We start from the raw sequence: 14,047 nt of genomic DNA on the forward strand, positions 1-14,047 counted from the left end.
GTAGACGCCGATGGTCATGCGGCCCGCGGGCCGGTCTTCAGATATTTTTGTTTCAGAAACCCAGGCTCGCCCCCGCCCCCAGCAGGGTGGCCACGCCGAGGGTGCCGAAAATCATGGCGGCCAGGCCATGCACCAGGCGCAGCGGGATCTTGTGGGCAATGCGATCGCCCAGCAGCACCGCCGGCACGTTGGCGATCATCATGCCCAGCGTGGTGCCAGCAACCACCGCAGTTAGGGCGTCGAAACGGGCCGCCAGCGCCACCGTGGCAACCTGGGTCTTGTCGCCCATCTCGGCCAGGAAGAAGGCCACGATGGTGGTGCCCAGCACGCCCAGCTTCATGCCCTTGCCGCCCTCCACCTCGTCGTCGATCTGATCGGGGATGAGGGTCCAGACGGCCATCGCCACAAAGCCCAGGCCCAGCACCCAGCGCAGCGTGCCAGGGCTCAGCAGGCTGGTGATCCAGGCCCCGAGCGCGCCGGCGCCGGCATGGTTGACGAGGGTGGCGATCAGGATGCCCAGGCAGATCGGCAGTGGCTTGCGAAAACGCGCGGCCAACAAAAAGGCCAGCAACTGGGTCTTGTCGCCGATTTCGGCGAGGGCCACCAGACCGGTGGAGACGAGCAAGGCTTCCATTGAGAATGACTCCACGGCCGGTGCAAGAAAAATCCATTGACCACGCGCGCCCCGGCCGTCCCGGGCGCTGCATGGTCAAAGGTCTTGCCAGGCTTCCGGTGGAACCGGAGGCTGCGCGCGCCATGGTCAATCGCAAGCTGCAACCAGACCAAGTATGTTGACGCGGGCCCGTGCACCCTGCACGGCGACTACTCCCCAATGACGGAGCGGATTCTAAGGGCAGCGCCGGCTCTGCTCCTCATCCGCCACGATGCGTGCATAGCGCTGGAAGCTCCAATAGGCCCAGGCCCAGTCCATCAGCACCACCATGCGGTTGCGGAAACCGATCAGGAAGTAGATGTGGACGAAGAGCCAGAACAGCCAGGCGAAATAGCCCGAGAACTGCAGCCGCCCCAGATCCGCCACCGCGGCCTTGCGGCCGATGGTGGCGAGCGCGCCGTAGTCGCGGTAGCGGAAGGGAGGCAAGGTCTGACCCCCGGGCCGGTTCAGGATCAGGCGCGCCATGATCTGGCGCGCCGCATGCCGGCCCATCTGCTTGGCGCCCGGGCTGACGCCCGGCACCGGCCTGCTGCTGCCATTCTTTTCATGGCTTTGCGCCGCCGCCAGATCGCCGATCACATAGACCTCGGGGTGGCCGGGGATGTTGAGGCTGCCGTCGACGATGACGCGGCCGGCGCGGTCCAGCGGCACCTCCAGGGCGCGGCCCAGCGGGGATGCCGCCACGCCGGCCGCCCACACCACCGTGTGGGTGCGAATGCGCTGGCGCTCGCCGCCCTGCGCCTCCAGCTCGACGCCGCCGGCGTCGATGGCCACCACCTTGCAACGCGTGCGCACCTGCACGCCCAGGGCCTCGAGCTGCTGCTGCGCCTTGGCCGACAGCGCCGGCTGGAAGGCCTGCAGCACACGCTCCGAGCCTTCCAGCAGCATCACCCTGGCGGTGGCCGGATCGATGCGGCGGAACTCGTCGCGCAAGGTGTGGCGGGCGATCTCGGCCAGCGTGCCGGCCATTTCCACCCCGGTGGGGCCGGCGCCGATGACGACGAAGTTGAGCCAGGGCTCGCGCTCGGCCGGCATGGTCAGGGTTTCAGCGCGCTCGAAGGCGCTGAGCAGCCTGGCGCGCAGCTTGAAGGCATCGGCCAGGGTCTTGAGCCCGGGCGCATGCTGGGCCCATTCGTCGCGGCCGAAATAGCTGTGGGTGGCGCCGCTGGCGACGATCAGCGCGTCGTAGCCGAGTTGCTGTCCATCGGCCAGGCTGACGCGGCGCGCCGCCTTGTCGATGCCGCTCACCTCGGCCATCAGCACGGTGCAGTTGCGCTGGCGCCTGAGCATGTGGCGGATCGGCGCGGCAATCGAGGGCGCCGACAGGCCCGCCGTGGCCACCTGGTAAAGCAGGGGCTGGAACAGATGGTGATTGCTGCGGTCCAGCAGGGTGATGCGCACCGGAGCAGCAGCCAGGCTGCGGGCGGCTTCCAGGCCACCGAAACCGCAACCGATGATGACGATATGGGGCAGTTCCTTGCTTTGCATGCGAGCCACTGTAGCGGCAGAGGAGAATGCCGCCCATGCGCCGCGCCGACCGCCTGTTCCAGATCGTCCAGCTGATCCGTGGACGCCGCCTCACCAAGGCCGATTTCCTGGCCAGCCGGCTGGAGGTGTCGGCACGCACGATTTACCGCGACATCGCCGCCCTGCAGCAGCAGGGCGTGCCTATCGAGGGCGAGGCCGGCGTGGGTTACCGCATGCGCGCGGGCTTCGAGCTGCCACCGCTGATGTTCAGCGCCGAGGAGGCGCAGGCCCTGGTGGCGGTGGTGCGGCTGGCGCAGGGCCAGCTCGATGAGGCGCTGGCGCGCCAGGCCGAGGACGCGCTCGGCAAGATCCTCGCGGTGCTGCCCGGCGCCGCGCGCGCCGCGGCCGAACGGCTGGCGGTCTATGCGCCGCTGCGCGACCTGGACGAGGCCACGCGCGCGCGCCTGGGTCAGCTGCGCCAGGCCACCGAGACGCGCCACAAGCTGCGCGTGCAGTACCTGGACCTCAGCGGCGTCAGCAGCGAGCGCGTGCTGCGGCCGCTGGCCTGCTTGTTCTGGGGCCCGGTCTGGACGATTGCCGCCTGGTGCGAGCTGCGCGAAGGCTTTCGCAACTTCCGCGTCGACCGCATCCAGCAGTTGGAGCTGCTGGACGAACGTTTCCGCGACGAGGCAGGCAAGACCCTGGCCGATCTGCAGCGCATGGAAAACAAAATGCCGGCCGACTCCGCTCAGCGCTGAAGCGCGGCGATCGGCGCTGCCGCCTTCAGGCGCAGGCGCGCGGCCGGCGCCTCGATCCAGCGGTAGAAGGGCAGAGCCGCCACATTGCTGAGCAGCCAGGCCGCCAGCAGGTAGACGGCGGCCCAGGCGCCCAGGGGCTGGTCCTGCGGCTCGACCCAGGCGTTCAGCAACAGCACGATGGGGAAGTGCACCAGGAACAACGCATAGGAATGCTGGCTGTGGTGAGCCAGCAGACGGGCCAGGCGCGCGCGCGCTGCGAAGCACTGCGACAGCGTGGGGCGCAGCTGCCAGGCCGCGAGCACGGCGGCGGTCAGCGCCGCCAGCAGCGCGCGCTCACGGAAGGCCAGCACCAGCGCTCCACCTGCCAACAGGCCCAGCCCCGCCAGCGCCAGCCGCGGATAGCGCGACAGGCTCAGCCAATGCACCATCGCACCCAGGCCATAGGCGCCGAAGAAATAGAGCGCCAGATGGTCCAGCTCCGGCATCAGATTGAAGCCATACAGCGAGGCCGCACACAGCAGCAGCACCAGGCCGGGGCCCAGCAGCATGCGCCAGGCGCGCGGCAGGCCCGCGGCCGAGCGCACCAGCCACAGCAGGCCCAGGAGCAGGCCGAAGAGCTGAAAATCGATCGCCACATACCAGGCGCCCACGGTGAGCGCCTCGTGGCCCAGCACGCCATGCATCAGCAGCGCATGCGAGAGCAGCTGCGCCAGGCTGACGTCTTGCGGCACCAGCTCGGGCAGGGCGTCTTCCACCAACTCCGAGCATGCCAGGGTCAGCAGCACGGCGGCCATGAAGGGCAGCGCCAGGCGCAGATAGCGGCGCCACAGCAGTTCCAGCGGATGGCCGCTCAGCAGGCCGCCGCGCGCCGACAGGCCGCGCGCCGACAAATAGCCGCCCAGCACCAGAAACACCTGCACCGCCATGCGGCCGTAGTGAAACAGCAGCTCGCTCAAGGCCGGCAGCAGCTCGTGCATGGCTTGCGCCACCGGGCCATAGACGGACAGGTGGTGCAGCACGATGAGCTGGGCGGCAAGCGCCTTCAGGGCGTCGACGTGAAACAGACGGTGGGACGAGACAGACATGGACCCAGGGCCCGGGCCGGGGAGCGGCGACGGGCCGGATTGCTACAAGTGGGGGAGCGCCGGCAGCACAGGCGAACCCGCGATTCTAGCCGGGGAGCGCCTGGCGTCGGCCGCGGCCAAACGCGGCCCCCTCATATGCAGGGCGCCATTCGAGCACTCCAGCCCCATGCTTGCGCAGCCTGTCGCAGCCCTGTCGCGCGCCCCGCCCGCGGCTCCTACAGTGCCAGCGGCATGCCAGCCGCCCGCGGCCCGCAGCGGCTCGGGCCAAATCCAAACCCATCCCTACCGACCGACCGACCGACCGACCGACCGAAACAACGATGCAGCACCTTTCAGCGCTAGTCCTGCTACTACTCACATTGACGTTCCCGGCCCAAGCGCAGGACAAGATCGACAGCGTGCTGACGGTTCAGTTCCCTACTGTGGCCGAGGGCAGAAGAATCCTCACCGAAGGCAGTGAAGCCGGCTATTTCGAAAACCTGCAGCTGGCCGAGATGCGCGCCAAGACCGGGCTGACGCTTGAGGGCGGCAAACTCGCGGACGCACGTGCCAAGGCACGCGCCAAATACGCCGACGACGTGCAGGCTTTCAGCAGCGACGAAGCAGCCATGCTGCGCGATGTGCTGCGTCGGCTCGCGCCAAGGATCAGCCAGGATTTCCCCTTGATGGCGCGCACGCCGTTCTCCTTCGTCAAGACCGGCGTCGCCGTCGAAGGCGGTGTGCCACATACCCGCGCTGGCTCGATCATTCTTTCCAGCGCGGAACTGGGCTCGATGACGCGCATGTACCGCTGGGGCTGGACCACCATACTCGACCAGATGGCTGCGCCCCTGTTGATCCACGAACAAACCCATGTGCTGCAGCGCCTATACCCGGAACGTTTCAACCAGCTCTATACCGAATTGCTGGGGTTTCGTCGCCTGGACAAACTCCCCGATCATCCCTGGCTGGCCGAGCGCCGCGTCAGCAACCCCGATGCCCTCGACTTGCGGTGGGCCTACAGAATGGGTGAAGGTTCGCCATGGATGGTGCTGGAGTTGCTGCTGAGCGAACTCGAGCATCCGAAACTGGCTGACGACAGCCACTATGTGGCCGTCAAGCTGCTCGAAACCGATGCCGGCTTCAGGCTCATGTTGAACGAGAAAGGCCTGCCAATGACCCAGGAGTTGAAGTCACTGAGCGGCTACCAGGCTCGCTTCCCGAACAAGACCGAGAACTATCACCCGAATGAAATCGCTGCCGATTTGATTTCGGGTTGGGTGACGGGCATGCCCGAGGGCAACGCCAAGCACCCGCTGCGCGCCAAGATCGGCGACTGGGTGAGGGCGCATCTTCAATAGTGGCGCGAAGCACCAGCGCGGCACTCAGCGATAGGACGCGCGCAATCGCTCCAGCACGCCGGCCTTGAGCAGGCGCTCCTGGGCCAGCCGCAGAGGCTGTGGCTGCGCCCTGCCACCGGGCACCGTGGCGCAGTGGAACTGCTCGCGCGTGATCACCAGGCTCGACAGCTTGAGCTCTCGCGTGGCCGGATCGTGGCGCTGCAGATATTGCAGATCCATGCTGCGCATCACCGCAAAGTCGCTGCGCCCACGCAGCAGCATCTCCAGGACCTGGCGCTCGGTGGAAGCGTTCTCGCGCCTGGCCATGCCGGAAGCAAACACGCGCTCCAGCGCCGGGTAGTGATAGCTGGCCACCGTCCCTACCGAATGCCCGCGCAGTTCGGCCAGATGGCTGATGTCGGCCTGCCCCGGCCCGGCCACCAGGCGCTCGTCCACCTCCATGAAGGGCGGCAACCATTGCAGGCCCAGCTCGGCCTTCACCCAGGCGGGATTCATGAAACACAGCACATCAAAGGCCTGCAGCTGCACCAGATATTCCAGGCGCTTGTGCGGCGCCACCACGGCCTCGGCGCTGGCTCCAACGGCCTCGGCCAAGGCGCGCTGCCAGTCCAGGCCCAGGCCTCGCAACAGCTGGCGCGAGGTGCCGCGCGCCTCCAGCTCGCCCAGAGGCATGGTCCAGGTCTCGGGCACAAAGAAACGCAAGACCTGGCCCTGCGCCGGCTCCAATGCTTGTTGCGCGGGGGCCGCGGCCGGCAGCAGGCCAGCGGCCAGGGCCAGGCTCAGAGCAGCACGGCGCAAGCTTGAACAGAGTGGCAAAAGGGCGGGCATGCCGAGATCCTATCGGCACGGCCCTGCGCTGACCACCGCGGGCGGCGCTCGGCGCAGCGCCACGGCAGTCGGCCGCGCCAGTCGCTGGGCGCCGCCTTCAACGCACCACCATCATCTCCTGAATGGCCTGCACCACCGCCTCCGGGTTGGCCTTCTGGATCTGATGGTCCGAGTCCAGCACCACCGTCTTGGCACCCGGATAGAGCGCACGCACACTGGCGATCGTGGCGTCGTCCGCGTTGACGACGCCAAAGTCCACCGCAATCGCACCGGCGGACTTCGGCACGTTGATCAGGCGCGTCACCGCAATCTGAGTGGCCCAGGGCAAGGCCAGCACGGCCTCGCCGGTGGCGTGGATGGCGTCGATCTCGCGCCCGGCCATGGCGCTGAGAAAGAGCGCCTTGCCCCAACGCGTGTAGAAGGGGAAATCCTGGGGCTTCTTGATCACGCCCGGGTAGAGCGCATCCACCAGCACCAGACCCTTCACCTCGCTGGGGTGCAGGCGTGCAAACAGCTGCATATAGAGCCCACCCAGCGAATGCCCTACCAACACATAGGGCGGCTTGAGCCCCTGCTGCTGCAGCTGGCTGCGCAGATCCGCCACGATCTGCTGGCCATCCCGCGGGCGCTCGGTCGCTTCGCTGCGGCCCACACCAGGGCGGTTGTAGGCGAACAGTGCCCAGGGTTTTGCGCTGCTGTCTACCCCCGGCGCCAAGGGCTGCGAGGCGAGCGCCTGCATCACGGCCCTCCAGCCTTCCATCTCGGCGCGCGAGCCGTTCTCGAACACCACTGTTCCCTGCGCCTCGGCCGGCTTGATGGCCCATTGCTCAATCAGCTGACCCTGTACGCGCACCAGCTCCGGCACCGCTTGATGGGCCCGGGCAGGCGCTGCGCTGATCGAGATCGAAGCCGCCAGCGCAAGCCCTAGCAGGGAGGAGGAGAAGCGGAACAAAAGGGCGCGGCTGGCGCGTGGCCACAGGCGTGAGCAATAAGGCATGGTGGGGCAAGGCGAGGCAGGTTTGCGAGAAGCCGCGTTTGTAGCCCTGCCCCTGCGCCGGGTCGCGCGGCTTGCGACGGCCTGCTCGAATGCGGGAGCAGGCTGCGCCTAGGGCCCCCGCCGGGACGGCAGCCGCTCGGATCAGCGCACGCGCAGCAGCGGCCGCTCCGCCCGCTCGCCCATGCGCCCCACCCGCGCCGCCTGGGCAAAGCCATGGCGCGCGAACAGCGCCAGCACCGCGTCCAGCGCGGCCGGCGCGCAGGCCACCAGCAGGCCGCCGCTGGTCTGCGGATCGCTCAAGAGAGCCTGGTCCTCGGACGCGAAGCCGGCGGGCAGCTCCACCTCGGCGCCATAGCCGGCCCAGTTGCGCCCCGAGGCGCCGGTGATACAGCCCTGGCCGGCGAGCGCGCGCACGCCGTCCAGCAGGGGCACGTGCGCCCAGTCAAGCTCGAGCGCGCAGCCGGCGCCGCGCGCCATCTCCAGCGCATGGCCGGCCAGGCCGAAGCCGGTGACGTCGGTGATCGCATGCACGCCCGGCAGCTCGGCCAGCTCGGGGCCGGGGGTGTTGAGCTGGGTGGTGGTGGCGATCATCTGCGCATAGCCGGCCGCGCCCAGCTGGCCCTTCTTGAGCGCCGCGCTCATCACGCCCACGCCCAGTGGCTTGCCCAGCACCAGCAGGTCGCCAGGCTGCGCGTCGGCATTGCGCTTGACGCGCTTGGGATGCACCAAGCCCAGCGCCACCAGGCCGTAGATCGCCTCCACCGAATCGATGCTGTGGCCACCGGCGATCGGGATGCCGGCCGCGCGGCAGACCGCCGCCCCGCCCTCCAGCACCCGGCCTATGGTGGTGCTGGACAGCCGGTTGATCGGCATGCCCACCAGGGCCAGCGCCATGATGGGGCGGCCGCCCATCGCGTAGACGTCGCTGATCGCATTGGTGGCGGCGATGCGCCCGAAGTCGAAGGGGTCGTCGACGATGGGCATGAAGAAGTCGGTGGTGGCAATGAGGGCCTGCTCGTCATTGAGCTGGTAGACCGCGGCGTCGTCTGAGGTCGCTATGCCGACCAGCAGCTCCTTCGGGATCGGCATGCTGGACGTACCCTTGAGGATCTCCGACAGCAGGCCCGGCGCGATCTTGCAGCCGCAGCCGCCGCCATGCGAGAGCGAGGTCAGGCGGGGTTCATCGAGCGGGGCATTGGGAGGCGTGGTGGCGGCGTCTGTCATGGTGCAAGGCTGGGTCGGGGATGGCGGCAAGCATAGCTTGGCGCAGAATCGCCGCATGCGCCGCCTCCTGCTCCGCTGCCTGCTGGCCTGCTGCTTGCTGGGCGGCGCTGCCGGCGCTCAGACCGCCGTGCAGGTGGGCTCCAAGCGCTTCACCGAAAGCTATGTGCTGGGCGAGCTGGTGCGGCAGCGCTTGCAGCAGGCCGGCGTGCCGGCCCAGCATCAGCAAGGTTTGGGCAACACCGCCATCCTGGTGCAAGCTCTCAAGAGCGGCAGCATCGACGTCTACCCGGAGTACAGCGGGACGATCCAGCGCGAATTGCTGAAACACGATGGCCCAGCGCTCGATATGCCGGCGCTCAACCGCGCGCTGGCCCCGCATGGCCTGAAGGCCGGCGTGGCACTGGGCTTCAACAACAGCTATGCACTGGCGATGCGCGAGGCCGACGCCGCAAGGCTGGGCGTGGACTCGATCTCCGCGCTGGCACGTCTGCCCGCCACGGCGCAGCGACAGCTGCGTCTGGGTTTTTCACATGAATTCCTGCAGCGAGCCGATGGCTGGCCCGGTTTGGCAAAGGCCTACCAACTGCAACTGCCCGCTCCGGCTGGCGTCGATCACGGTCTGGCCTACGAGGCGCTGGCCGGCGGCCAGCTGGACCTGATCGACGTCTACACCACCGATGCCAAGCTGGCGCGTCTGCCACTGCGCGTGCTGCGCGACGACCTGGGCTTCTTTCCAAGCTACGACGCGCTGCTGCTGATGCGTGCCGGGCTCGACGAGGGTCCGCTTGCCGCCTTGGCTGGCCGCATCGATGCGCGCCGCATGATGGAGCTGAACGCCCAGGTGGAGCTGGACGGGCGCAGCTTTGCCGCGGTGGCGCAAGGTGTGCTGGCCCGGGCAGCCGCGCCTGCCGCCGAGCCGCGTGCGGGCCTGTGGCAGCGCCTGCTGGCGCCCGATCTGTGGCGCCTGCTCGGGCAACACCTGACCCTGGTGCTGGGCTCGCTGGCGCTGGGCGTGGCCCTGGGCGTGCCGCTGGGCATCTGGGCCTGGCTCAACCCGCGCCTGGCCGGCCTCGTGATGGGCGCGGCAGGCCTGCTGCAGACCCTGCCCTCGCTGGCCCTGCTGGCCTTTCTGATCGCGCTGCTGGGCCGCATCGGCTTCGTACCGGCGCTGCTGGCGCTGTTCCTCTACGCCCTGCTGCCCATCGTGCGCATGACGCATGCCGGCCTGCAGGGCGTGCCGGCGGGGCTGCGCGAGGCCGGCCGCGCGCTGGGCCTGCGGCGCGGGCAGCTCTTGTGCAGCATCGAACTGCCGCTGGCCCTGCCGGTGCTGCTGGCCGGCATCAAGACCGCCGCGGTGCTGAACGTGGGCACCGCCACGGTGGCGGCCTTCGTCGGCGCCGGCGGCCTGGGTGAGCGCATCGTCGCCGGCCTGGCGGTGAACGACAGCGATCTGATGCTGGCCGGCGCCCTGCCCGCGGCCGCGCTGGCCCTGCTGGTGCAGTGGCTGTTCGACGTGCTGGAACGGCGCCTGCGCCGGGGGCGCTGATGCGCGGCGTCAGGCCGATGCCAAGGCCTCGCGCACAAAGCGCACCAGCGCGCGCGCGGTCTCCGAGCCGGCCGGCATCGGCAGCGTCAGCGCCTGGATGGACTCGCCCTCGTTGACCTGCAGCCGCCAGCCGGGCAGCAGCTCCACCAGGCCGCTGTCGGGGCCGATGCAGAAGTCGGGGCTCAGCACCAGGCCGTCGCCATGACGCGCCATCTGCAGCAGCGCGTCGAGATCATTGCCCCAGGCAGCGGAGCGCAGCGACATCTCATGGCGCGCGCCGCTGCTCTCGTGCAACCAGCAGGCCTCGGTGGGGTCTTCGTGTTGGCCCACCAGCAGGCAGGGCAGCGCCGCCAGCGCCTGCGGCCCCGCCAGCGGCGCGCGCCCGGCGCGGCCATACAGGCGCACCGCATAACGCAGCACCGGCTGGGCCACCCAATCCTCGGGCGGGCGCGCGGTGGCGCGAAAGGCCAGGTCCACGCCTTCGCGCAGCAGGTCCACGCGCCGGTAGTTGAACAGCAGCTCATAGCGCAAGGCCGGATGCAGGGCCTGGAAGCGCGCCAGCAGCGGCGCCAGCACATGCACGCCGAACACCGGCGCGGCGCTGATGCGCAGGGTGCCGCCGAGCTGGTCGCGCTCGCTGCGCAGCGCCAGGCGTGCGCCCTCGGCCGCCTCGTGCACGCTGCGGGCGCGCGCCAGCAGGCGCCGGCCGGGCTCGGTGAGACTCAGGCTGCGGGTGCTGCGCGCGAACAGCGCCAGCCCCACCGCCGCCTCGATGGCGGCCACCCGCCGGCTCACCGCGGCACGCGTCAGCCCCAGCTCGCGCGCGGCGCGCGCAAAGCTGCCGGCCTGGGCGATGCGGGCAAACAGTTCCAGCGCGTTGGCGTCCAGGGCCTGGTCGGCGGCGCTGCGGCGGGCGAGCGGGAGCTTGGGGTTCATTGTCAACCGTGAGGAATCAATGTGTCGTCGATAGCGAGTCTAGTCGCTGGATTGTCACCAACCTAGACTGGCTGCATGAGCGATACAGAGATCACCACCAGCCCCACCCAGCTGCGCTGCAGCGACGGCCGCCTGCTGCAAGCCGCTTGGCATGAACCGGCCGGCCCGCTGCGCGCGGTGGCGGTGCTGAGCCCGGCGATGGCGGTGGCCAGCCCCTACTACCGCGGCTTTGCCGAATGGCTCAGCAGGCGCGGCTATGCGGTGCTGAGCTATGACTACCGCGGCATTGGCTCGAATCTGCAGGGCCGCGTCAGGGACGAGGCCGCCGGCCTGCGCGACTGGGCCGGCCTGGACATGGCCGCCGCGCTACGCGCCGCCGACCGGCGCCGCCTGCAGGCGCAGCAGGCCCAGGGCCACCGCATCGGCCTGCTGGCGATCGGCCATTCCTTCGGCGGCAATGCGGTGGGCATGGCGCCGGGCTTCGAGCGCGCCGATGCCTTGCTGGGCGTGGCGGCGCAGGCGGCCGACTGGCGCTTCTGGTCGGGCCTGCAGCAGGCCAAGGCGGTGCTGTTCTTCCACGCCCTGCTGCCCGGCCTGAGCCATCTGCTGGGCCACTTTCCCGCCCGCTTGCTGGGCGCGCGCGCGCAAGCCTTGCCCAAGGTGGCGGCGCTGGATTGGGCGCGCTGGGGCCGGCGGCGCGGCTATATGTTCAGCGACCCGACGCTGCAGGGCCAGCTGGGCCACCACCGCTACACCGGCCCGGTGCATTTGTGGAACATCACGGACGACACGCTGTTCGGCCCCGCCCCGGCGGTGGACCACCTGGCGAAACAATTCCGCAGCGCCGAGGTGCAGCGCCACACCCTGGACCCGCGCAGCCTGGGCCTGCGCGCGATCGGCCACTTCGGCATGTTCCGCCGCGAGCTGGGCGAACGCATCTGGCCGCTGCTGCTGGCGCCGATCGAGCAGGCGACGCCGGTCTTGCGCGAGCGCTTGGGTTGAGGAGACTGCCAGGCCCGGCCTGACGGCTCCGCCGTCAGCCAGCCAGCGCCAGCTCGGCCGGCGGCACGGCCGCCCTGGCCAGCTCCAGCACCTGGCCCGCGCGCAGCTGCACCACGCGCTGCGCGCCAGCAATCGTCTCGGGCCGGTGGGCGATGATCAAGCGCGTTAGCCGCATGCGCGCCAGGGCGGCGGTGACGGCGCGTTCATTGCCCAGGTCCAGATGGCTGGTGGCCTCGTCCAGGGCCAGCACGCGGGGCTGTTTGTACAGGGCGCGCGCCAGCAGCAGGCGCTGCTTCTGGCCGCCGGAGAGGCCCGAGCCCAGATCACCCACCAGGGTCTGGTAGCCCATGGGCATGGCGCAAATGTCGGCATGCAGCTGGGCGAGTTTGGCGCAGGCCTCGATGCGGGATGGATCTGGGCGCACGTCGAAGAAGGCAATGTTGTCGGCCAGGCTGCCGGTGAGCAGCGCATCCTCCTGCATCACCGTGCCGATCTGGCGGCGGAAGTTGGCCAGACCCAGCTGGCGCACCGGCATGCCGCCATAGAGCACCTCGCCCTCGCTGGGCTTGAGCAGGCCAAGGGCGAGCTTGAGCAAGGTGGTCTTGCCGGCGCCCGAGGGGCCGGTGACGGCCACGCTCTCCCCGGCCTCGACGCGGAAGCTCGCGTTTCTCAAGATCCAGGGCTCGCCCTCGCCATAGCGGAAGCTCACGTTCTTCAGTTCGATACTGGATTCCAGATGCGCCAGCTCGTTGTGCGGCAGCTCATCGGCGCGCTCGGGTGGCTCCAGCGCGATATCGGCCAGGCGCTCGGCGTGCAGGCTCAGCATCTTCAGCTCCACCGCATAGTTGATCAGCGCCGAGACGCGGCCCGTGAACTGGTTCTTGTAGCTGATGAAGGCGAACAGCATGCCCACGGTCATGGACACAGCCGCTCCTCCCGCCTGCTGGCCGCTCATGATCAGCTTGGCGCCCAGCCACAGCACCAACAAGTTCTCCAGGCCGAAGATGAAGGTGTTGGCGGTGCTGAAGCCCATGCTCATCTTGGCGGTGCGCACGTCGCGGTTCTGCACGTCCACGATCAGGTTCTGCCAGCGCGCGCGGCGCTCCTCCTCGCGGCCGAAGAGCTTCAAGGGGGTGATGGCGCGCAGCGTCTCCAGAAAGTGGGTGTTCTCCTTGGCGGCCACCACCAGGCGCTCGGCGGCGGCGTCTCGGAACGGCCGATACGAGGCCCAGCGCAGCAGGCCGTAGGCAGCCACGGCGGCCAGGACCACCGCCGTCAGCGTGGGCGCATAGATCAGCATCATCACCAAGGCAGCCACCGCCATCAGGCCATCCAGCACCGCCTCGATGGCCGCCGTGGTCAGCGTCTTCTGAATCGCACCCACGGCGCCGAAGCGCGAGGTGATGTCGCCCAGGTGGCGCTTTTCAAAGAAGTCCACCGGCAGGCGCACCAGATGGGCGAAGACGTTGGACAGCCATTGCAGCGACAGGGTCTGGCCCAGCACCATCACCATCCACGAACGCGCCAGGCCTATCGCCGTCTGCACGATGAGCAGCAGGCCGAAGCCGATCACCAAGACGTTGAGCAAGTCCCGGTCGCCCGAGGTCAGCACATCGTCCACCACCATCTGATTGAACAGCGGCGCCACGATGGCAAACAGCTCCAGCACCACCGCCACCGCGAAGATTTGAACGAGCGAGCGCTTCAGGCCCAGCACCTTGCCGGTGAGCGCACGCAGCGACACGCGCGGCGCGGGGGCCTGCGATTTGAATTCGGCATTGGGCGTGAGTTCCAGCGCCACCCCGGTGAAGTGGCGGGAGATTTCGGTAGAGGCAAGGCGGCGCTCGCCGACGGCTGGGTCCAGGATCACGGCGCCATTTCGGGTGACCTTTTTGAGGACGACGAAATGGTTCAAATCCCAGTGCAGGATGCAGGGGGTTTGCAGCTGAATTAACTCATCCAGTTCCAGGCGCAGCGGGCGCGAGGAAAACCCCAGGGCACCGGCGTGCGAAATCAGCTGCTGGAGATTGGCGCCCTTGAGGCTTACGGAGAAGCGCCGCCGCAGATCGGCCAGATCTTGGTGCAGGCCATGGGCGCTGCAGATCATGGCCAGGCTGGCGAGACTGCACTCAGAAGCCTCGGATTGCAAGCAGAGTTTCATTTCGGGACTGGACTACTGGTGATTAGGAGT

Annotated in this window: 12 protein-coding genes and 1 riboswitch; of the genes, 4 read left to right on the plus strand and 8 right to left on the minus strand. The window is 69.0% G+C overall.

Annotated features, from left to right (window positions below; genetic code table 11):
• Window positions 1-52: 52 nt before the first annotated feature.
• Both WG898_RS04170 and WG898_RS04175 read right to left on the minus strand, forming a co-directional pair.
• Entirely contained in the window at window positions 53-634 is a 582-nt protein-coding gene (locus tag WG898_RS04170; protein WP_339601480.1) for a TMEM165/GDT1 family protein, read from the minus strand.
• A gap of 8 nt (window positions 635-642) precedes the next feature.
• Window positions 643-843, minus strand: a riboswitch (yybP-ykoY riboswitch).
• 4 nt (window positions 844-847) lie between these two features.
• A complete protein-coding gene (locus WG898_RS04175) occupies window positions 848-2,161 on the minus strand; it encodes an NAD(P)/FAD-dependent oxidoreductase (protein WP_339601481.1) in 1,314 nt (437 codons plus the stop codon).
• Between the two features lie 35 nt (window positions 2,162-2,196).
• On the opposite strand from WG898_RS04175, the gene WG898_RS04180 reads away from it, so the two are divergent.
• Window positions 2,197-2,898: a helix-turn-helix transcriptional regulator gene (locus tag WG898_RS04180; RefSeq protein ID WP_339601482.1), complete on the plus strand. Its 702-nt coding sequence runs from the start codon at window positions 2,197-2,199 to the stop codon at window positions 2,896-2,898.
• Here the strand turns inward: WG898_RS04180 and WG898_RS04185 are convergent.
• The gene (locus WG898_RS04185; RefSeq protein ID WP_339601483.1) at window positions 2,889-3,983 is read right to left on the minus strand and encodes an acyltransferase family protein; all 1,095 of its coding nucleotides are present in this window, start codon (window positions 3,981-3,983) and stop codon (window positions 2,889-2,891) included. The genes WG898_RS04180 and WG898_RS04185 overlap by 10 nt on opposite strands.
• 320 nt (window positions 3,984-4,303) lie before the next feature.
• Here WG898_RS04185 and WG898_RS04190 point away from each other — a divergent pair, with 320 nt between their 5' ends.
• Window positions 4,304-5,323: a hypothetical protein gene (locus WG898_RS04190; protein WP_339601484.1), complete on the plus strand. Its 1,020-nt coding sequence runs from the start codon at window positions 4,304-4,306 to the stop codon at window positions 5,321-5,323.
• A 24-nt stretch (window positions 5,324-5,347) separates the two neighbouring features.
• Here WG898_RS04190 and WG898_RS04195 read toward each other — a convergent pair whose 3' ends face one another.
• The 3 genes from WG898_RS04195 to selD form a co-directional block, all read right to left on the minus strand.
• Entirely contained in the window at window positions 5,348-6,121 is a 774-nt protein-coding gene (locus WG898_RS04195; protein WP_339601485.1) for a substrate-binding periplasmic protein, read from the minus strand.
• 127 nt (window positions 6,122-6,248) lie between these two features.
• On the minus strand, window positions 6,249-7,016 hold the full coding sequence (locus WG898_RS04200; RefSeq protein ID WP_339601486.1) for an alpha/beta fold hydrolase: 768 nt from the start codon (window positions 7,014-7,016) through the stop codon (window positions 6,249-6,251).
• Window positions 7,017-7,289: 273 nt separating this feature from the next.
• Window positions 7,290-8,372, minus strand: a complete 1,083-nt coding sequence (selD, locus tag WG898_RS04205; protein ID WP_339601487.1) for a selenide, water dikinase SelD — start codon at window positions 8,370-8,372, stop codon at window positions 7,290-7,292.
• Between the two features lie 55 nt (window positions 8,373-8,427).
• Between selD and WG898_RS04210 the strand changes: the two genes are divergently transcribed.
• A complete protein-coding gene (locus WG898_RS04210) occupies window positions 8,428-9,918 on the plus strand; it encodes a glycine betaine ABC transporter substrate-binding protein (RefSeq protein WP_339601488.1) in 1,491 nt (496 codons plus the stop codon).
• Window positions 9,919-9,927: 9 nt separating this feature from the next.
• On the opposite strand, the gene WG898_RS04215 is transcribed toward WG898_RS04210, so the two are convergent.
• Window positions 9,928-10,854, minus strand: a complete 927-nt coding sequence (locus tag WG898_RS04215) for a LysR family transcriptional regulator (protein WP_339601489.1) — start codon at window positions 10,852-10,854, stop codon at window positions 9,928-9,930.
• Between the two features lie 75 nt (window positions 10,855-10,929).
• On the opposite strand from WG898_RS04215, the gene WG898_RS04220 reads away from it, so the two are divergent.
• Window positions 10,930-11,856 (plus strand): alpha/beta hydrolase family protein, encoded by a 927-nt coding sequence (locus WG898_RS04220; protein WP_339601490.1) that lies wholly within the window; start codon window positions 10,930-10,932, stop codon window positions 11,854-11,856.
• Between the two features lie 34 nt (window positions 11,857-11,890).
• On the opposite strand, the gene WG898_RS04225 is transcribed toward WG898_RS04220, so the two are convergent.
• The gene (locus tag WG898_RS04225; RefSeq protein ID WP_339601491.1) at window positions 11,891-14,017 is read right to left on the minus strand and encodes a peptidase domain-containing ABC transporter; all 2,127 of its coding nucleotides are present in this window, start codon (window positions 14,015-14,017) and stop codon (window positions 11,891-11,893) included.
• Window positions 14,018-14,047: the final 30 nt, after the last annotated feature.

It is taken from the genome of Paucibacter soli, assembly GCF_037482845.1.
GTDB classification, from domain to species: domain Bacteria; phylum Pseudomonadota; class Gammaproteobacteria; order Burkholderiales; family Burkholderiaceae_C; genus Paucibacter_B; species Paucibacter_B soli.